Origin of the sequence: Rhodanobacter sp. C06 (assembly GCF_002001105.1) — a bacterium.
Taxonomy (GTDB): Bacteria; Pseudomonadota; Gammaproteobacteria; order Xanthomonadales; family Rhodanobacteraceae; genus Rhodanobacter_A.
Genome location: NZ_MUNP01000043.1, coordinates 1 through 17,683, shown reverse-complemented (window position 1 = coordinate 17,683; position 17,683 = coordinate 1). Strand labels below are relative to the sequence as shown.

Annotated in this window: 14 protein-coding genes; 3 read left to right on the top strand and 11 right to left on the bottom strand. The window is 69.7% G+C overall.

The window, feature by feature from the left end; genetic code table 11:
- Positions 1 to 101: 101 nt before the first annotated feature.
- Positions 102 to 2,609: a protease pro-enzyme activation domain-containing protein gene (locus tag B0E52_RS07595; RefSeq protein ID WP_077483201.1), complete on the bottom strand. Its 2,508-nt coding sequence runs from the start codon at positions 2,607 to 2,609 to the stop codon at positions 102 to 104.
- Positions 2,610 to 3,350: 741 nt separating this feature from the next.
- Here B0E52_RS07595 and B0E52_RS07590 point away from each other — a divergent pair.
- Positions 3,351 to 4,733 (top strand): M20/M25/M40 family metallo-hydrolase, encoded by a 1,383-nt coding sequence (locus tag B0E52_RS07590; protein ID WP_077483200.1) that lies wholly within the window; start codon positions 3,351 to 3,353, stop codon positions 4,731 to 4,733.
- Between the two features lie 3 nt (positions 4,734 to 4,736).
- Here B0E52_RS07590 and B0E52_RS07585 read toward each other — a convergent pair whose 3' ends face one another.
- Complete coding sequence (locus B0E52_RS07585) at positions 4,737 to 5,099, bottom strand: DUF1161 domain-containing protein (RefSeq protein ID WP_077483198.1); 363 nt, start codon at positions 5,097 to 5,099, stop codon at positions 4,737 to 4,739.
- A gap of 339 nt (positions 5,100 to 5,438) precedes the next feature.
- A complete protein-coding gene (locus B0E52_RS07580) occupies positions 5,439 to 6,221 on the bottom strand; it encodes a helix-turn-helix transcriptional regulator (protein ID WP_254426738.1) in 783 nt (260 codons plus the stop codon).
- On the opposite strand from B0E52_RS07580, the gene B0E52_RS07575 reads away from it, so the two are divergent.
- Positions 6,220 to 6,846 (top strand): flavin reductase family protein, encoded by a 627-nt coding sequence (locus B0E52_RS07575; protein WP_343124495.1) that lies wholly within the window; start codon positions 6,220 to 6,222, stop codon positions 6,844 to 6,846. The genes B0E52_RS07580 and B0E52_RS07575 overlap by 2 nt on opposite strands.
- Positions 6,847 to 6,896: 50 nt before the next feature.
- Positions 6,897 to 7,613 (top strand): SIMPL domain-containing protein, encoded by a 717-nt coding sequence (locus tag B0E52_RS07570; RefSeq protein WP_077483194.1) that lies wholly within the window; start codon positions 6,897 to 6,899, stop codon positions 7,611 to 7,613.
- Positions 7,614 to 7,631: 18 nt separating this feature from the next.
- Here B0E52_RS07570 and hrpB read toward each other — a convergent pair whose 3' ends face one another.
- The 8 genes from hrpB to B0E52_RS07530 are packed head-to-tail and all read right to left on the bottom strand — an operon-like array spanning position 7,632 to position 17,222.
- Positions 7,632 to 10,268, bottom strand: coding sequence for an ATP-dependent helicase HrpB (gene hrpB, locus B0E52_RS07565; protein ID WP_077483192.1), 2,637 nt, complete (start codon positions 10,266 to 10,268; stop codon positions 7,632 to 7,634).
- Positions 10,269 to 10,328: 60 nt separating this feature from the next.
- Positions 10,329 to 10,685, bottom strand: a complete 357-nt coding sequence (locus B0E52_RS07560) for a hypothetical protein (RefSeq protein WP_077483191.1) — start codon at positions 10,683 to 10,685, stop codon at positions 10,329 to 10,331.
- Positions 10,686 to 10,698: 13 nt separating this feature from the next.
- Entirely contained in the window at positions 10,699 to 13,104 is a 2,406-nt protein-coding gene (gene gspD / locus B0E52_RS07555) for a type II secretion system secretin GspD (protein WP_077483189.1), read from the bottom strand.
- Between the two features lie 3 nt (positions 13,105 to 13,107).
- Positions 13,108 to 13,839 carry a general secretion pathway protein GspN gene (locus B0E52_RS07550; protein WP_077483188.1) on the bottom strand — a complete coding sequence of 244 codons (732 nt, stop codon included), beginning with the start codon at positions 13,837 to 13,839 and terminating at the stop codon, positions 13,108 to 13,110.
- Positions 13,836 to 14,501 carry a type II secretion system protein GspM gene (gene gspM / locus B0E52_RS07545; RefSeq protein WP_077483186.1) on the bottom strand — a complete coding sequence of 222 codons (666 nt, stop codon included), beginning with the start codon at positions 14,499 to 14,501 and terminating at the stop codon, positions 13,836 to 13,838. The genes B0E52_RS07550 and gspM overlap by 4 nt, the downstream gene beginning before the upstream one ends.
- Positions 14,498 to 15,664: a PilN domain-containing protein gene (locus tag B0E52_RS07540; protein ID WP_077483184.1), complete on the bottom strand. Its 1,167-nt coding sequence runs from the start codon at positions 15,662 to 15,664 to the stop codon at positions 14,498 to 14,500. Before B0E52_RS07540 ends, gspM begins: the two co-directional genes overlap by 4 nt.
- On the bottom strand, positions 15,661 to 16,518 hold the full coding sequence (locus B0E52_RS07535) for a type II secretion system protein GspK (protein WP_077483182.1): 858 nt from the start codon (positions 16,516 to 16,518) through the stop codon (positions 15,661 to 15,663). The genes B0E52_RS07540 and B0E52_RS07535 overlap by 4 nt, the downstream gene beginning before the upstream one ends.
- Entirely contained in the window at positions 16,515 to 17,222 is a 708-nt protein-coding gene (locus tag B0E52_RS07530; protein ID WP_254426737.1) for a prepilin-type N-terminal cleavage/methylation domain-containing protein, read from the bottom strand. Before B0E52_RS07530 ends, B0E52_RS07535 begins: the two co-directional genes overlap by 4 nt.
- Positions 17,223 to 17,683 lie beyond the last annotated feature (461 nt).

The following is a 17,683-nucleotide window of genomic DNA, read 5'->3' as shown; positions in this document are numbered from 1 at the left end:
CGCGGGTACGACAACTGCTGTTCGGAGTTCCCTGAGCCGCAGGTCCGGCGGGCCTTCAGCCCGGGAAAAAAGCGGCGCGCATCGCTGCGCGCCGCCATGCATCAGAACGTCATGCTCCAGCTGTTGAGCGTGCCGTAGTCGCCGCTGTAGTACGGATCGTTGTCGATCACGCGCAGCTTCCAGGTGCCGTTGCCCTGCACCGAGGAGGCATCCACGGTGTAGGTGGTGTTGATGTTGCCGTCGTCGTTGTAGTCCGGCGACTGCAGCACCGCGTAGGCACCGTTAGGCGCAACCAGGTCGATCTCCAGATCGCCCGACCAGTTGTGCGTGATGTTGACATGCACCTGCAGCGTCGACGGCGCCGCACCCGGCTCGCCGGTCACCTTGATGCTGCTGGTGATGGTGGCGTTGTCGTTGATCGCCTTCCTGGTGTTGTTGCTGAACGTGCCGCCGCTGGGGGCAGTGACCGTCACCGAGCCGCTCTTGGTGTTGGTCGCGCCGGTGTTGTCGGTCACCTTCAGCGAGACGGTGTAGGTTCCCGCCGCGGTGTAGGTGTGGCTCGGGCTGGCGCTGGTGGAGGTGCCGCCGTCGCCGAACGTCCAGGCGTAGCTGCTGATCGTGCCGCCGGTGTCGGTCGAGGTGTTGGTGAAGCTCGCCGTCAGGCCACTCGTCGTGTCGGTGAAGTTGGCGACCGGCGTGCCGCCGCCTGCCGCATTCACGGTGACGCTCTCGGTGGCCACGTTCGAGGTGCCCGCGCTGTCCTTGGCATCGAAGGTGAACGAGTCGCTGCCCGTGTAGCCGCTGGCCGGCGTGTAGGTGAACGCGCCGGTGGAGGCATTGGTGATCGTCACCGTGCCGTGGGTGGGCTGGGCCACCACCGCGAACGTCATGCTGGCGCCGCCGGCCGAGGCCGACAGCGTGCCGGACACCGCGGTGTTCTGGTTGGTGCTCACCGCGCCGTTGCTGGCGGTGGGCACCGTCACAGTGCTGCTGCCGGCCACGTTCGCCACGAAGTTCGCGATGTTGATCGAGCCGAAGCCGGTGGTGTAGTCCCAGCCCACGGCGGCGGTTTCGCCGCTGTTGTTGCCCGAGGTGACGTCATGGAAGTCGGTCGAATAATGCGACGCGGCATCCGCGTAGATCAGCGGTGCGGCGAAGCCCAGCGAAGGCTTGGCCGCCAGCACGCGCGCCCACACGCCCACGAACAGCGGCGAAGCGAGGCTGGTGCCGCCGATCTGCTGGCTGGCGCCGTCCACGATCACGTTCGCGCCGCTGACCGGGCTGGCGTCGAAGGCCACGTCGGGCAGGCCACGATAGGAACTGCCGGCGTTCTGGCCCACGTTCTTCTGCCAGCTCGGTTGCGCCTCGAAGGTGCTGGGGCTGCCGCCGGTCGCGCCTTCGCTGGAGCTCAGGTTGTTCCACACCGTCTCGTTGGTCCAGGTGGTGCCCGAGGTGTACAGCTCGGTGCCGCCCACCGCCACCACGTACTGCGAATCGGCCGGCCAGCTCGGCACGATGCCGCCGGTGCCGCACTCGTCCGCGCCGCTGTCGCCGGAGGAGATCGAGAAGGTCTGGCCCTGCGCGTCGGCCTGCTCGAAGATGTTGTCGCCCGTGGCCGCGCCGCTCGTCTCCATGCCGGTTTCGCAACCGCCGATCGAGACGTTGATGATGCGCACCGTGTTGTCGGTGACCGCCTTGTTGAAGTCATCCACCAGCGGCTGCGTGTTCAGGCTGGAGGTGGTGTACAGGGTGAGCGACTTCACGCCGCCGGAGATGCCGGCGATGTCCTGGCTGTCCAGGTCCCACTCGCCGTCGCCGCTGGTGTCGCTGCTGCCGCCGTCCACCGTCACCACGTTCATCGGGATGCTGCCGAGACTCGGGTTCTGGCTGAGGAACGAGCTGAAGTCGCTCTGCACGTTCGTCATGCTGCCTTCGGCGATGATGCCCACCGGGATCGTGGCGCCGGTCGCCGTGCTGCCCGCGTTGTAGATCACGGCGAAATCGGCCGGGTTGTGCGCGCCGGCCGAGCCGGTCGCGTTGGTGTGCACCGGACTCAGCACGTGGAAGGTGTGCACGGTCTGCAGGCCCAGCACCTCGTTCACGATGCCCTGCAACGCAACCGGGATCTTCACGTCGCTGGCGGTGGCGTAGGCATTGCGCCCGTCATGCGTGTGCACGCGCACCAGCGAGGTGCGGAACGCGGAAGCGGCCGTGTCGGCGCGACCGCTGGCGGTCACCAGCTGGCGGTTCGGCTCGATGGTGACGTTGCCGAAGCCGGACTGCTTCAGGAAGTCGGCCACCTGCTGCGCCTGCGCCTGGGTCGGCGCGTACAGCGCGTTGAACTGCGCGGACGTGAGGTTGGGATGGTGCGGGTTGGCGATGAACGCATCCAGCTGCGCCTTGTTGCGCAACTTCAGCGATACCGCGACGTGCATCGATTGCGCGACTTCCAGCGGACCGACGACGCGGTCGCCCGTGTGCAGGGTGGTGGCGTGTCGCACGGTGGTGAACAGTGCGCTGCTGGTGGTGTGGGCCGTGCCGGCGCACACCGAAGAGGCCGCGGCCATGGCGATGGCGGCGGCCAGTGCTTTCAAGCGAACGTGATGCATGGATGACTCCCCAATTTCGGGACGAACGGACCTGACGCGGTCGCGTGACCCCGTGGCAATGACATGTCGCACCCGCGTGCGACGCCGTTTTTCTGCTTGCCAGACGATTCCCGAGCGCCCGCTACGGCCACCGTCCCCCTGAGAGATTCCCTCTCGCGGTCGGCCTTGGGGCTTCGCTCGACGACACCCGCCCCCGCAGATGTCATCCGGAACCATTCGCCGATGCTCCCCATGGCGAATCATTCGAAACTAAGCAATCGAATTTGCACTCGTCAATACCAAAAAGCGCAAATGCGTACCGACAGCACACTAATCATTTACGCAAGCTTCATGTTGGGTTTCATCGCATAAAAAAGCGCAGCGAAAACGCAATTACATTCGATTTATCGACGCAATGGTCACGGCACCGTAGCCACAAGAACGCCCATTCCATGCGGCTTACGGGTAATCGCCGCGCCGACGGAACGCAGGCATCCACGCAACAAGAAACGAATTGTCGAAGCCGAAGTCCGTAGTTGTGGCAAATACAAATCGGCAATTATTTTCGATTATCTCGTTCCAATCGGAGTGACACCGCTGCCATTTCGCAAAAGCGCGAGGGAAGCGCCGGGCATGAAGTTGCGATACCGTGGCCGTGATCGAATCGATCAATTGGTCGTACCGGGTATTCCGGGGGCAGGCTTGCTGCAACACACTGGCCGCGGGCCCGCCGAACCGAATCGTTGCCGGGGAGCTGTCGCGATGCGTCGAATCCTGTCCGCGTGGTGCTGGATCGCCCTGTGCGCCAGCTTGTCCGCCCATGCCGCCGAGTTGCCCGCCGTGCCGCGGGAGCATCCCGGATTGCTGGCACTGGGCACGGCGCCCAGCGAAACCGAGTTGCGCGCCACCATCACCGCCCTGGTGGGCTTCGGCACCCGCCACACGCTGTCCGACACGAAATCCGCCACGCGCGGCATCGGCGCCGCGCGGCGCTGGGTGCAGGCGCGCTTCGCGGCGATCTCGCGCGACTGCGGCGGCTGCCTGGAAGTGGTCACGCCCGCGCAGACGTTCACCGGCAAGCGCATCCCGCAGCCCACCGAGGTGATGGACGTGGTAGCGATCAAGCGCGGCAGCACCGATCCGCAGCGCGTGATCGTGATCACCGGGCACCTGGATTCGCGCGTGAGCGACGTGATGAACGCCCGCAGCGATGCGCCCGGCGCCAACGACGACGCCTCCGGTGTGGCCGCGCTGATCGAGGCGGCGCGGCTGCTGTCGAAACAGGACAACCGCGCCACCCTGGTGTTCGCCGCACTGTCCGGCGAGGAGCAGGGCCTGTACGGCGGCAAGGTGCTGGCCGACTACGCCGTCGCACACGGCTGGCAGGTGGAGGCCGAGCTCAACAACGACATCGTGGGCAACAGCCGCGGCCAGAACGGCGTGATCGACAACACCGTGGTGCGGGTGTTCTCCGAAGGCACGAAAACCAATGAGACGCCCGCGCAGGCGGCGTACCGGCGCTACCACGGCGGCGAGGTGGACTCGCCCTCGCGCAACCTCGCGCGCACCATGGCCAGCTTGGCCGACCGCTACCTGCCCGATTTCCGCGTGCGCATGGTTTACCGCACCGACCGCTACGGCCGCGGCGGCGACCAGGTGCCGTTCCTCGAAGCCGGCTATCCCGCGGTGCGCGTCACCGAGGCACACGAGGACTACACGCATCAGCACCAGGACCTGCGCACGGAGAGTGGGGTGCGTTACGGCGACACCATCGACGGCATCGACTTCCGCTACCTGGCGCGGGTGACCGCGCTCAACGCGATCACCATGGCCGCGCTGAGCCGCGCGCCCGCACCGCCCGACGGCGTGGAAATCCACGGCGCGCTGGCCACCGACACCACGCTGGATTGGCGCAAGGTGCCGGGCGCCGCCGGCTACCGCGTGCATTGGCGCGACACCACCGCGCCGCAATGGCAGCACGCACGCGCGGTGGGCGACGTAGCCCACGCCGTGCTCAAGGACGTGGTGATCGACGACTGGTTCTTCGGCGTGTCCGCGGTTTCCGCCGACGGCTACGAGAGCCCGGTAGTGTTCCCCGGCGATGCCGGCAGCTTCGAGCGTTCGCCGCCGGCCCCGAAACCCTGACGCTCACCCCCCGCTGGACGAGGGCACGGCCGGTTGCGGCTCGTCGCTCTTGCGCGGCATGCCCGACGAATCCTTGCTCGCGGCGGGCTTCGTGTCCGTCTTGGCGGGCGGCGTCGTGCCGCCTTCCGCCTCACCGGCGGCGCCCGAACCTTTCTTGTAGACGATCTGCTTGTCGCCCTCGCACTGGCCGACCACCTTGCCGTCCCCGGCCGGTTCGTCGTGCGCCACCACCGTCAGCGTGTAGCCTTCCAGCCCCTTGGCCTTGAGCTTCGCGTCGATGCTCGCCTTCACCGCATCACACGAAGCATGGACCAGCATCGGCGCCGCGAGCAGCGCCAACGCGACGAATACACCATGCGATTTCATGGGCAGGTCTCCAAGTATGGGAAGCCCCATCAAACCGCGCAGCCAATGAAATCCGTGTCGACAGCGTTGCTTAGAGCCTGTTCAATGTCTCCGCGTGGCCCGCGCCGGGAGCTGTTTGCACGCAGGCCAAGGAAAAAGGAGGGAGTGGACGTCCGTCCATGACCGAGTGATGACGCAGGCATGCGGGCAAACAGACCCGGCCCTGCGGGTTGCCTTGCCGTAGCCGCCATGCGGCAGCGCGTGGCTTGACCTGCCAGCCAGGCAGGCGCTGCGCCGCACGCCACCACCTGACGGCTACGGCAAGGCAACGCGGGCCACGTGGAGATATTGAAAAGGCTCTCAATCCAGCCGCACGCCCAGCTGCGCGAAGCGGCGCAGGCCATCGTCGCTGGGCAGCAGGGCCCGGCTGCGGCTGGCGCGGCGCAGCCAGCCGGCCTCCAGCATCGCGTCGGTGAGCGCCACGCCCAGCGGGCCGCCCACGTGCAGGCGGCGCTCGGTCCAGTCGATGCAGCCGCGGCCGCGCAGGCGCAGCAGGTGTCCGGCCGGCTCCGCCTGCCAGCCTGCGCCCACCAGCGCCTCGACCGCTGGCGCCTGCAGGCGCATACCGTCGCCGGCCGATTGCAGCCAGCCACGCTCCAGCCACGCGCTGCACATCGCCACACCCAGCTCGCCGGCAAGATGGCGATAACAGGTGCGCGCGCGGCACAAGGCGGGATCGCTGCCCGGCGGACGCGGCGCCTTGGGCGCGCGCGGCAGCGCCATCGCCTCCAGCCACGCCGCCACCTCGTCATCGGCGAGGCGGTAATAGCGATGCCGGCCCTGCACCTGTACCGCGAGCAGGCCGCCGTCGAGCAGGCGCTTCAAGTGCGCGCTGGCGGTGGCCGCGCCCACACCGGCCACACGCGCCAGCTCGCCGGCGGGACGCGCGCTGCCGTCCAGCAGCACCAGCAGCATCGCCGCGCGCGCAGGTTCCGCCAGCAGGGCGCCGAACTCGGCCAGTTGGTAGTGATTGGGAAGTCCGCTGCGGCTCATACGCGCAGTGTAGTGCTCGCCCTGCGCGCTCGTTTCGACGTGCAGCGAAACATCGGCGGGGCGACGCCGCGACACTGCCGGCATGGACATGTACCACGCCCCCGACACGTTGCAGATCCGCCCCTCCATCCTCTACTTCGGCACGCCCGTCGTGCTGATCACCACGCGCAATCCCGACGGCTCGGCCAACATCACGCCGATGTCCTCGGCCTGGGCGCTGGCCGACCGCGTGACGATCGGCCTGACCGGCGGCGGCCAGGGCCTGGCGAACCTGCTGCGCGAGCGCGAATGCGTACTCAACCTCGCGAGTGAATCGATGCGCGAGGCGGTGGAACGGCTGGCGCCCACCAGTGGCTGCGATCCGGTACCGGCGTGGAAGCGCGGCTATCGCCACGAGCCGGACAAGTTCACGCTGGCCGGCTGGCGCGCGCTGCCTTCGCTGCGGGTGAGCGCACCGCGCATCGCCGAGGCGCCGCTGCAACTGGAGGCGCGCGTGCTCGACGCGATCGAACGCCCGCTGGAAGCCTGGCGCGGCGATGCCGGCGGCTACGTCACGCTGGAGCTGGAGGTGTGCCAGGTGCATGCGCACGCCGACATCGTGGTGCCCGGCACTTCGCACATCGATCCACGCCGCTACCGGCCGCTGTTCTACGTGTTCCGCCATTACTACGGCGTGGGGCCCGCGCTGGGCCGCACGTTCAAGGCCGAGGTGTAGCGCGCGGCGGCGTGGCAGACTCGGCGCATTGCCCACGCCGGAGACGCGCCATGAAGTGGATCGCCAGCAGCCTGTTGCTCGCCATCGGCCTCGCGCTGGGCGGTTGGTTCACCGGCCACGGCTTCGAGGCCGGGCGCAACGCGCGCATCGTCACCGTGAAGGGGCTGGCCGAACGCGACGTGAAGGCCGACCTCGCGCTGTGGCAGCTGCGCTTCGTGCGCGCGGGCGACCAGCTCGCCGCCGTGCAGGCGGCGATCCAGCAGGACGACGCCGCGGTCACCGCGTTTCTCACCAGGCGGGGACTGGGGCCGGAGTCCATCGCGTTCCGCGACCTCGAAGTCACCGACCGCGCCGCGCAGACCTGGGGCGAAGGCAAGTACCCCAGCCGCTACATCATCGTGCGCACGGTGATGGTGCGCAGCGCCGACGTGGACAAGGTGGCCGCCGCCTACCAGGCCAGCAGCGCGCTGGTCGACGCGGGCGTGGTGCTGGGCGGCGAGAACCCGGGCAACAGCGGTGGCCCCACCTACCTGTTCGACGGCATCAACGCGCTGAAGCCCGCGATGATCGCCGCGGCCACGAAGAACGCGCGCGACGCGGCGGAGCAGTTCGCGCGCGACTCGGGCAGCCGGCTGGGCGGCATCCAGCGCGCCAGCCAGGGCGTGTTCGAGATCCTGCCGCGCGACAAGGCGCCGATGCTGCAGGCGGACAAGCAGATCAACAAGACCGTGCGCGTGGTGGCGACGCTGGAATATCGGCTGGACTAGCGCCACGCGAGAGGGGCATCACGTGCCGCGCGGCTTCGCGCGGTGCGTGGGCGCGGCGCTCCACGGATCGTCGGGCCACGGGTGGCGCGGGTAACGCCCCTTCAATTCCTTCTTCACTTCGGGATAGGTGCGCTCCCAGAAGCCCTTCAGATCTTGCGTGACCTGGATCGGTCGGCCCGCGGGCGACAGCAGATGCAAGGTCACCGGCACGCGGCCGCCGCCCACGCGCGGGGTGTCCGCGAGGCCGAACAGTTCCTGCAGCTTCACCGCGAGCACCGGCGGCGCGTCGGGCGCATATTCGAGTTTTCGCGTCTGCCCGCTGGGCACGGTCAGCGCATCCGGCGCCTGCGCATCCAGTGCCTGCCGCTGCGCATGATCAAGCAGGGACGACAGCGCCTGCGACAATTCCTCCGCGCCCAGCGCATCGAGTCGGCGCTTGCCGGAGAGATACGGCGCCAGCCAGTCGTCCAGCGTGGCGAGCAGTTGCGCGTCGGAAACATCGGGCAGCCCAAGCTCGGGCATCCAGGCGCGCAAGGCCTGCACGCGGAGGCGCAGGCGACGCGCGGACTCGCTCCACGGCAAGGCATCCAACCCCTTGCTGCGGATCGCGGCGAGCAGCGCGGGCAGCGCATCTTCCGGCTGCACCGGCACGCTGCGGCGTTCCAGCACGATGGCGGCGTAGCGACGTTCCTCGAAGGCCTCCACCGCGTCGCGCGACTCGTTCCAGCGCAGCACGCGCTCGCGCACGAAACGCTGCGGGTAGTCGCGTTCCAGCACGCGCGGGTCGAACGGCGCGGCGGCGAGGATCAGGCTGTCACGCGCCTCGTGGCGCAGGTCCAGCGCCACCAGCCACGGCTCGCCCAGCAGCGCGGTCTGCTCGTGCAGGCGTGCGCCTCGACCGTTCGCCAGCGTGTAGCGCAGCGGGTTCACCTCGTCGCGGCGCGCGATGCGGTCGGGGAAGGCGTGCAGCAGCAAGTCGCCCACCGCGTGGCTGTCGGGCGTGCCGCTGGCGCTGCTGCGCACGTCCAGCCGGCGCCGCCAGCCTTTCGCGGCCTGTTCGATCGCGGCCAGCGCGCCGGCGTCGGCGCCGTGGCTTCGGCGGTCGCGCCAGGCATGCAGCGCGGCGACGCGCATGCGGAAGTCGTCGCTGCGTCCTTGCTCGCCGCGCAACGGCGAGCGCGCCTCCATCAACGCCAGCAAGTCGGCCACCAGCGGCCGCAAGTTTTCCGGCGTGCGCAGCGCCGCGGCAGCGAGCCGCGGCGTGGCACCCAGTTCCAGCATGCGCCGGCCCAGCGCGGCAATACGGCCGTCCGTATCGAGTGCGCCGAGCTTCGCCAGCAGCTCGCGTGCCTGCGCCAGCGCGCCGGACGGCGGCGCATCCAGCCACGGCAACGTGTCGCGGCTGCTCGCCGTGATGCCCCAGGCCGCCAGTTCCAGCGCGAGGCCGGACAGCTCCGCCTGCGCGATCTCCGCCGAGCGCGCGGGATCGAGGCGCTTGCTCTGCGGCCACAGCCGGTACGCCGTGCCTTCCGCCACGCGTCCCGCACGGCCCGCGCGCTGGTCGGCCGAGGCCTGCGAGATCGCCACCGTCTCCAGCCGGGTGAAGCCGGAGTTCGGATCGAAGCGCGGCTCGCGCGCGAGACCGGCGTCAATCACCGCGCGGATGCCCGGCAAGGTGACGCTGGATTCGGCCACGTTGGTCGCCAGCACGATGCGACGTGTACCGGGTTCGGCTGGCGACAAGGCGAACTGCTGCTCGGCCAGCGACAGCTCGCCGTGCAGTGGCACGATCTCGATGCGCGGGCCTCCCACTCGCCCACCCGGCCGACGTGGGTCGGGCTTCAGCCCGACACGCGAAACCGGTCGGGATGAATCCCGACCCACGGATTCGGCCTCGCTCGCGGGGGATGGGAGCGAAAGCACCGCGTCGCGCGCAATGGCTTCTTCCAGCACCGCCTGCGCCCGCGCGATCTCGCGCCGGCCAGGCAGGAAGGCCAGTACGTCGCCGTCGTTCTCAGCCAGCGCCTGTTTCACCACGCGAACAAGGTGGTGCTCGACGCTCTCCTGCGCGCGCGCCGGCGGGTGCTCGATGCGCACCGAAAAACTGCGGCCGGGACTGGTGATGCGCGGCGCATCCAGCCAGCGCGCGATGCGCTCGCCGTCCAGCGTGGCGGACATCACCACCAGACGAAGCTCGGGCCGCAGCGTGGCCTGCACGTCCAACGCCAGCGCGGCGCCAAGATCGCCGGCGAGATGGCGTTCGTGGAATTCGTCGAACAGGATCGCGCCGATGCCGGTCAGTTCCGGATCATTCTGGATCAGTCGGGTGAGGATGCCTTCGGTGACCACCTCGATGCGTGTGGCCGCACTCACTTTCGACTCGAAGCGGATACGGTAGCCCACCGTCTGCCCAACGTCCTCGCCCAGCTGCCGTGCCATGAATTGCGCGGCGACGCGCGCGGCGATGCGCCGCGGCTCCAGCATCACGATCTTCCGGCCATCCAGCCACGGCGCATCGAGCAGGGCCAGCGGCACCTGGGTGGTCTTGCCCGCACCCGGCGGCGCCTCCAGCACCAGCCGCGGCGTCGCTTCCAGCGACGCGCGGATGTCGGGGAGCAGCGGGGTGATCGGGAAGCTGGAAGCGGAGGTAGTCATTCACGGCGATTTTACCGGCCGCGATGGCACTCAATGAGAGCAGCCATCGTACTGCACGCTCTATTCGCGCCCTTTCATGTCGCTCACGTTGAGGATCTTGGTAACAGTGAGGACTCGCTCGCAGGATCCAAGGTTGCCATAGTGTCCGGTCGGCCCCAGCGTCCCTTCGACGACAACATGCGATGTGCCCCACGGTTGGGAAGTATCCGTGGCGGCCAATTCCGCCTTCGACATGTCTCCGTGGACGCACCATCTGGCCTTGCTGCCATCAGGAGTAAGTACGGCGTATTCGAAGTTGTAGAAGTACTCACCGCCAAATACGGCCGGGCCGCGCGGCACGGATGCGCATGCCGCAACCGACAACATGATGGCGCAAAGCAGGGGTGCGCGACGAATCCGATCCATGGTCATCTCCATGATGCCCTCCTCCTCAATGCTTCAACGGCGCCGTCTGCGCTCCGCCCGCCGGCGCTACTGCAGGCGCTGCCGCCCGCTCCGCCTGCAACGGCTTCAGCGATTCGAACCCGTGCTGGTAGTCGTCGGTGATCTGGCGCGCCTCATCGCTGTTGCGGATCACCTGCGGGGTGATCAGCACGATCAGCTCGGTGCGGTCGCGCTTGCGGTTGGTGGTGCCGAACAGGCGGCCGAAGAAGGGGATGCGGTTGAGGCCGGGAATACCGTTGTCGTCGGTGCTCTCGTTCTGCTGGATCAGGCCGCCGAGCAGCACGGTCTGGCCGCTCTGCACCGCCACCTGGGTCTGCATGCTGCGGTCGGAGATGGTGTAGTTGCCGTTCTTGTCCTGGGTGGTGGGGTTGCTCACTTCCTGGCTGACGTCGAGGTAGACCAGGCCGCCCGGGTTCACCCGCGGCACCACCCTGAGGATCACGCCGGTGTTGAGGTACTGCACCTGGCCCAGCGTGCCGATCGTGCTGCCGCCTGTGCCGAGGCCCGGCGTGATGTAGCTCTGGTTCACCGGCACCTGGTTGCCCACCTGGATGCTGGCGGGCTGGTTGTTCATCACCACCAGCGAGGGCGCGGACAGCGTCTTGGTGTTGCCGCTGTCCTCCATCGCGCGCACCGCCACCTGCATCTTGCTGTTGAGGAAGGAGTAGAAAAGCGGTTCGCCGCCGTAGGCGTTGCCGCCACCACCCAGCGCGATCTGGCGGGGGTTGCCGGGCTGGCCGGGCTTGAAGCTGCCATCGGCCGTGCTGCCGGTGCTGCCGGAGAGGCCTTGCAGGTACCACTGCACGCCGAACTGGAACTGGCCGGTGAGGTTCACCTCGAGGATGCGCGTCTCGATCTGCACCTGCAGCGGGATGGTGTCCAGCCGCTTGATCGCCGCCTCGATCTCGGCCCATTGCGAGGGCCGGGCGCGTACCAGCAGCTGGTTGTTCGCGTCCACCGAGCCGATACGGATACTGCCGTCCTGCGAGACGTACTGCTGGTCCTGGCTGGCCGCGTTGGTGTTGCCGAAGCTGGTGGATGACGACGCGCCGCCCTGCAGGCCACCCGTGCCGTTGCCGCCGTTGTTGCCGTAGCCGTTGTTGCCGATGCCGCCGACGCCGTTGCCACCACCGAGGCCGCCCAAGCCGCCACCCGTGGTGTTGGTGCTGCCGAAGCTGCCGGCCGTGCTGCCCATGCCGCTGGCCGAACCGCGCGCGTTCTCGGCGCTGCCCAGCGTGCCGGAGCTGAGGCCGGGCCCGACTTCACCGCCGGAACCACCACCGCCACCGCCGCTGGCGTAGATCTGCGCCAGGTACTTGGCGAGGTCGGAGGCCTTGATGTTGCGCACGTCGTAGACGTAGAGCTGCGGCTGGTTGCCGCCGCCCTGGTCGATGCGCGCGATCCAGTTGCCCACCTCGTCCACGTAGTTCGGCTGCGTGCTGATCACCACCAGCGCGTTGGTGCGCTTGATCGGGATGAAGCGCAGCATGCCGGCCAGCGGGGTGTCGCCCTTGGGGCCGAACATCTCGTCCAGCTTGGGCATCAGCTGGTCGACGTCGGCGTGCTGAAGGTTGAACACGCCCACCGACATGCCGCGCAGCCAGTCCACGTCGAAGGTCTGCACGGTGCGCTGGTAGTTGGCCAGCTCCTCCGGGGTGCCGGACATCACGATCACGTTGCGCGCCGGATCGACCAGCAGCACCGCATCCGGCCGCGCGAACGGCTTGATCAGCTTCTGCATCTCGCTGGCGGCGATGTAGTGCAGCGGGAACAGCCGCGCCTGCAGGCCGCCGGCGGGTGCCGTCGCGCGGAGGCTGGGCACCAGGTTGCCACCCACCGCCTCCTTGGCCGGCAGCACCACGTAGCTGCCGTTGCGCTCGACCAGCGCGTTGTTCGTCCACGACAGCAGCGTCTCCAGGATCGGCAGCGCCTGGCTGGCGTCCACCGGCTCGGCGGTGGAGAACGAGATGTTGCCCTGCACGCCGGGCACGATGGTGTAGTTCTTCTTGAGCAGGTCGCCGAGGATCGCCTTCACCACCGCCTGCACCGGCTGGTTCTCGAAGTTGAAGGTGACGCCGTTCGCCCCGGACACCGCCGGCCGCGGCGTGGCCAACGCGGTCGGCCGCACGAACTGGCCGCTGCCGCGGCTGATCTGCGGCAGCACCGCGGCATTCGTGGTGGTGGTCTGGCCGTTGTTGAGCGGCAGCGGCGCCGGCACCGGTGCATGGGTGCCGGCCATCGCCTCGCGCTGCAACGAGGCGTCGTCGGGCTGTGGCGGCAGGCTGGCGCAACCGGCGAGGAGGGTCAGCGCCGTCAGCGCGACGACGCGCGGCAGGCCGGATCGAAGGCGGGCAAGCGGCCGCGAACGCGCGAGGGTGTGCTGGCGGGACATGGATCAGTGAGCTCCTTCGTGGTTCGCGGCCTGGCTGGCGGCGCGGCGCTGCAGGATCGCGGCCTTGAGTTTGCGCAGGCGGTCGAGTTGCTGCGGGGTATATGGCGGAGGCTGCTGGCGCGAAGCGCCTTGGCCCATCGGCACCACCTGTTGCATGGCGCCGCCGCCGGGGGTCCCGGCATCGCCCCGTGGTGCACCCATCGGGTCCGCGGCCATCGCGGATGCAGCCGTCGGGGGCACTGCCTTCGCGGCGTCGATCGGCGCACCGGCGGGCAGCTTCAGTTCGGTGCGGCCCTGCGCGGAATCGAGGATCACCGAACGCGGCTTCACCTCGACCAGGCTCAGGCTGCCGTCGGGCAGCGACTGCCCTTCGCGCAGGCGCAGCTCCTTGTTGCCGTTCTTGTCGTGCAGCAGCGCCATGTGCAGCTGCGGGGTGAGGATGATGCCGGTCAGCACCAGGTCGCCCAGGCTGCTGCCGCCGCTGGCGGCGTGCGCCTCGGGCTTGCGGTCGGGGCTGAACAGCGACTGCTGCCACACCGGTGCGAACTCCGCCAGCGGCAGCGGCGTCGGCAGGCCGGCATGCTTGCCGGACGCGGGCGGCAGCGCGGCGGCGCGCGGTGCGTCCCAATGCACGCCGCGGCCGAAGCCGGCCAGCAACGCCAGCCACAGCGCGCCCAGCAGCAGCGCGAGGATCACCAGGACCGGGGTCAGCCGGCGTTGGCTGGCGGCGTTCATGGCGTCGCTCCCGCTTCGTCCGCGGCGTCATCGGGCGCGGGCGCCGAGGCTGCTGCCGCGGGCGTGGCGCCACCGGGGCGCACGTAGCCGGACAGGGTGAACTGCACTTCCAGCGACGGTCCGTTGCCCTGCCGCGCCGCCACCGGGTTGCGATAGACGTTGAGGTTGTCCACGAACAGGTAGGGCGTACCCTGCTCCAGCGCCTGCAGCACGCTCACCAGCGGCTCGATGTCGCAACTGAGGTTGATGCTCACCGCCGCCTTGCGGTACGGCTCGCCCGAGGTCACCTGCGGGTTGGGCACCGGCATCTTCTGCGTCACCGTGCAGCTGCCGCCCTCGGTGTGCGCGCCCACCGCGTCCACCACGCGCTGCATCAGGTCGGCGGCGGCGGTGTTCGGATCGTCCTCGGGCAGGAACGCGCTGCTGGCGGCCTGCCCCGCGCCCAGCGCGGCGATGCGCTGGCGCAGCTGCGGCTGCTCGGCGATCGCCGCGGCGTAGCGGCTCTGGGTGTCGCGCAAGTCGTCCATCTGCGCGGCGATGTCGCGCAGCGGCGCCACGAACCACCAGTGCAGCAGCAGGAAGTAGGCCAGCAGCAGCGCCAGCAGCAGCAGGCCGAGCGCCGCGATGCGGCTGTCGCGCGGGCTGAGCTTCAGCGCCTTCATGGCGCGCTCCCGCCGCTGGCCGGCTGGGCGGCAGCGGCATGCTCCGGCGCCTGCTTGTGCAGCTGCGCCACCATGTAGAAGCGTTCCTTGCCGGTGGACGGATCGGACTGGATGCTGCCCTGGAAGTTCGCGTTGTCGATCAGCGGCGAGCCCTTGAGCAGGTCAAGCAGCTTCGCCGCCTGCGGGCTCTGACCCTGGAAGCCGATCTGGCCGTTGTCGTCGAGGCTGAAGCGCTCCAGCCACGCGCTGGTCGGCAGCCGCCTGGTGAGATCGAGCAGCACGCCGAGCACGGTGGCGCGCTGTGCCTTGCGCTGCGCCAGGAAGCCGGCCGCGCCGGCATCGTCCTGCAGTTGCTTGCGCAGGCCGGCCACCTGCTGCGCCTCGCCGCGCATCGCCTCCACCTGTGCCTGCATCTGCGTCAGCGCATTCTCGCGGTTGTGCAGCCAGCTGCCCATCGCCAGCAGCAGCAACAGCACGCAGGCCGCCGCGAGCAACAGGTTCAGGCGTCGCCGCGGCCGCGTGCGGTGGGATGCCTGGTCCGGCGGCAACAGGTCGACGCCGAGCCGGCCGGCATCCTGCGCCAGGTCCACCGCGTCGACCGTGATGCCGAGCGTGCGCAACCGGGCCAGCAGCGGATCCAGCGTGTCGCGTCGCACCACCAGCAGTTCCACCGCGCAGCGGCCGGCCACGACCGGTCGCGCCAGCTCGCGCACGGCGTAATACACCTGGGCGGCGCCGAACGGGGTCTGCCGATCCATCTCGTAGCCCGCCACTTGGTGCAGCTTGCCGCGCGCGGCCACGGGCAGCTGCAGCACGCGGCGCAGCACCGCGTGGGCGGGCAGCAGCAGGGCCAGCCGGCGATCCTCGGGGTCCGTGCCCTGCCAGGCGCCGGCGAGCGCGGCCTGCTGCGCGACCGGATCGAGCTCGTCGCTCCAGCGCGCCAGCGGCTCGGCGTGGCCGGCGCGGCGCAGCCGCCAGTCGCCGTCGACCTGTTGCAGCAGGTGCCAGCCGGCGCCGTCGGCCAGCGCGGCGCGCCAGCGCGGCGGCAACAGCGCGCCCAACTCGCCCCCCCACCAGGCGAAGAAGCCCGGCAGCGGCGAGGTGCGCCAGCCTTGGCGCAGGCGATCCTGCAGCGCCCTCGACGATGGCGTTGCTGCACTCATTCCCCGTCACCCTCCTGCCAGCGCAGCACCGTGTACGGCTGCGCGCCCATCCCCCCGGGCTGGAGGCGGACCGTGGCGCGGATCACCGCGCGCGTCCCGTCGGCCAGCTCGGCCTGCGAGCGGATACTATGCGTGATTCCATTGCCGATGGGTGGCCCGCCGGCACCCGCGTTACGCTGCCGTGCGGCTTGCACCGCCTGCAGCTGCTGCGGATCGAGCCCGGGAATCGCGGCCAGCGCCAGCGGCGGCGCGGTGTTCGGGTCCGGCGTGGAACGCCCGGACCAGATCGTGATGGCCGGTTCCAGTTTCCGGTACAGCGTCGGCGTCATGCCCAGCACCTGCTGCAGTTCCTCCAGGCTGGCGAACGGACCGTGGCGCGGGCCATAGTCCCGCCCCGCCGCGACGTAGGCGGCGCGGGCGCGATCGGCCTGCCCCGGCACGGTGACGAAACTGCGCCAGTCCACCACGTTGGCGGCGAGCTTGCCGGCCGCCGCCGCGTCCAGTCCCGCGGCGCGGAACAGCGCCTGCAACACCTCGGGCGAGGCAGCGTTGAGGTCGACCTTGCCGCCCTCGTCGGTCATCGTCACCTGCACCCCGGCGCCGTCGAACTGGAACGGATAGACGCGACCGTCGCCGGCCCAGCGCCGCTTCGCGTCCGGGTCCTGCAGGCTGTAGATCGCGCGCATCAGACCCGCCTCGGCGGCGTAATGGGCACGCGTCTGCGCGAACTGGTAGCGCGTCTGCAGCGCGGCGGTGCGCGCCAGCACCGCATAGCCGCCGAGCAGGATCGCCAGCAAGGTGCAGGCCCACAGCACCAGCAGCAGGGCCACGCCGCGTTGCCGCGCGCGCTTCATCGCACGCCTCCGGGCGACAGCATGCTGCCGGGCAGCAGGCCGACCCGGCCCACCGCGGCCGCGGGATCGACCCGCAGCGGCACGTCCAGCTCAGGCCAGCCGTAACCGCCATGCGGCTGCAGCCGGATGCGCACCAGCTGCGGCAGCCGGCTGCCGTCGGCCCAGTCCGCGCCCCATGGCAGCTCACGGTTCTGCGCATCGCGGCCGCGATAACTGAAGCCGCCATCCTTGATGTGGTCGAGCAGCACCTGCGGTTCGCCCAGCGGCTTCGGCGGCTGGCCGTCCGGCGGCAGCAGGGCCAGTTGCAGTTCCAACCGCTGGCCGCCCTTGCCGTCATCGACCAGCTTCAGCACCTGCAACTGCGGACCCAGCTTGCCGAGGTAACCCGGCAGCGGCGCCACGTAGCGCATCTCATGCGCGCTGCCCGCGAAGTAGATCGGCCGGCCGTTGTCGGTGTGCGCGATCGGCTGCGCCAGTGCCTGCGCCAGCTCGCCGCGCAGGAAGCGCTGGGCCGAACCGATCTGGTCGACCCGCGCGATCGCCGCGCTGCCCGAACGCACGCCGTGGATCGCGCTGCGCACGCCGCCGTACACGCCCACCAGCAGCAGCGCCAGCAGGGCCAGCGCGCCCAGCACTTCGAGCAGGGTGAAGCCGGCGGCGCGGTTTGCGCGCCCGTGGTGGTGGTTTGCCGCTCTCCCCTTCACCGCAGGCGAGATGCCTCCCTCTCCCCCAACAGCTTGTCCGTTGGTGGAGAGGGTTGGGGTGAGGGGGGCTTCTACGCTCCCGCAAGTTTCAAGGCGGTTTCGTGCCGCTGCCGCGGCCCGAGTTACTTCTCCTTTGCTTGTCCACGCGCGTGCAGGAGCACGTGCGAACGGCGAAGCCGGCCCGAAGGGCGGAGGGCATGGATGCCCGGAGTCAAGGAGAAGTAACCAAGAGGAAACGACACCCCGGTTGGCGCTTGCCGGGCTCCTGCCCGGCAAGTCCGTGAGGCGGGGCCGGGCTTTTCGAGCGGGCTCCTGCCCGCGCGAAAAGGCGAGCCCATCCATGGCCTCGCCCGCTGCGCGGCCTTGTCGTCCACGCCTCACCCCCGCCGAGGGGCCCCACAAGAGCCGGTGCGCATCGTGCGCGCCAGAAGCAACAGCGAGAGCAAAAGCAGGGCGATGCA

Bases quoted from the DNA above. Each gene is read 5' to 3' on its own strand.
- B0E52_RS07595 (WP_077483201.1), bottom strand. From the start codon at position 2,609: ATGCATCACGTTCGCTTGAAAGCACTGGCCGCCGCCATCGCCATGGCC.
- B0E52_RS07590 (WP_077483200.1), top strand. From the start codon at position 3,351: ATGCGTCGAATCCTGTCCGCGTGGTGCTGGATCGCCCTGTGCGCCAGC.
- B0E52_RS07585 (WP_077483198.1), bottom strand. From the start codon at position 5,099: ATGAAATCGCATGGTGTATTCGTCGCGTTGGCGCTGCTCGCGGCGCCG.
- B0E52_RS07575 (WP_343124495.1), top strand. From the start codon at position 6,220: ATGTACCACGCCCCCGACACGTTGCAGATCCGCCCCTCCATCCTCTAC.
- B0E52_RS07580 (WP_254426738.1), bottom strand. From the start codon at position 6,221: ATGTCCATGCCGGCAGTGTCGCGGCGTCGCCCCGCCGATGTTTCGCTG.
- B0E52_RS07570 (WP_077483194.1), top strand. From the start codon at position 6,897: ATGAAGTGGATCGCCAGCAGCCTGTTGCTCGCCATCGGCCTCGCGCTG.
- hrpB (WP_077483192.1), bottom strand. From the start codon at position 10,268: ATGACTACCTCCGCTTCCAGCTTCCCGATCACCCCGCTGCTCCCCGAC.
- B0E52_RS07560 (WP_077483191.1), bottom strand. From the start codon at position 10,685: ATGGAGATGACCATGGATCGGATTCGTCGCGCACCCCTGCTTTGCGCC.
- gspD (WP_077483189.1), bottom strand. From the start codon at position 13,104: ATGTCCCGCCAGCACACCCTCGCGCGTTCGCGGCCGCTTGCCCGCCTT.
- B0E52_RS07550 (WP_077483188.1), bottom strand. From the start codon at position 13,839: ATGAACGCCGCCAGCCAACGCCGGCTGACCCCGGTCCTGGTGATCCTC.
- gspM (WP_077483186.1), bottom strand. From the start codon at position 14,501: ATGAAGGCGCTGAAGCTCAGCCCGCGCGACAGCCGCATCGCGGCGCTC.
- B0E52_RS07540 (WP_077483184.1), bottom strand. From the start codon at position 15,664: ATGAGTGCAGCAACGCCATCGTCGAGGGCGCTGCAGGATCGCCTGCGC.
- B0E52_RS07535 (WP_077483182.1), bottom strand. From the start codon at position 16,518: ATGAAGCGCGCGCGGCAACGCGGCGTGGCCCTGCTGCTGGTGCTGTGG.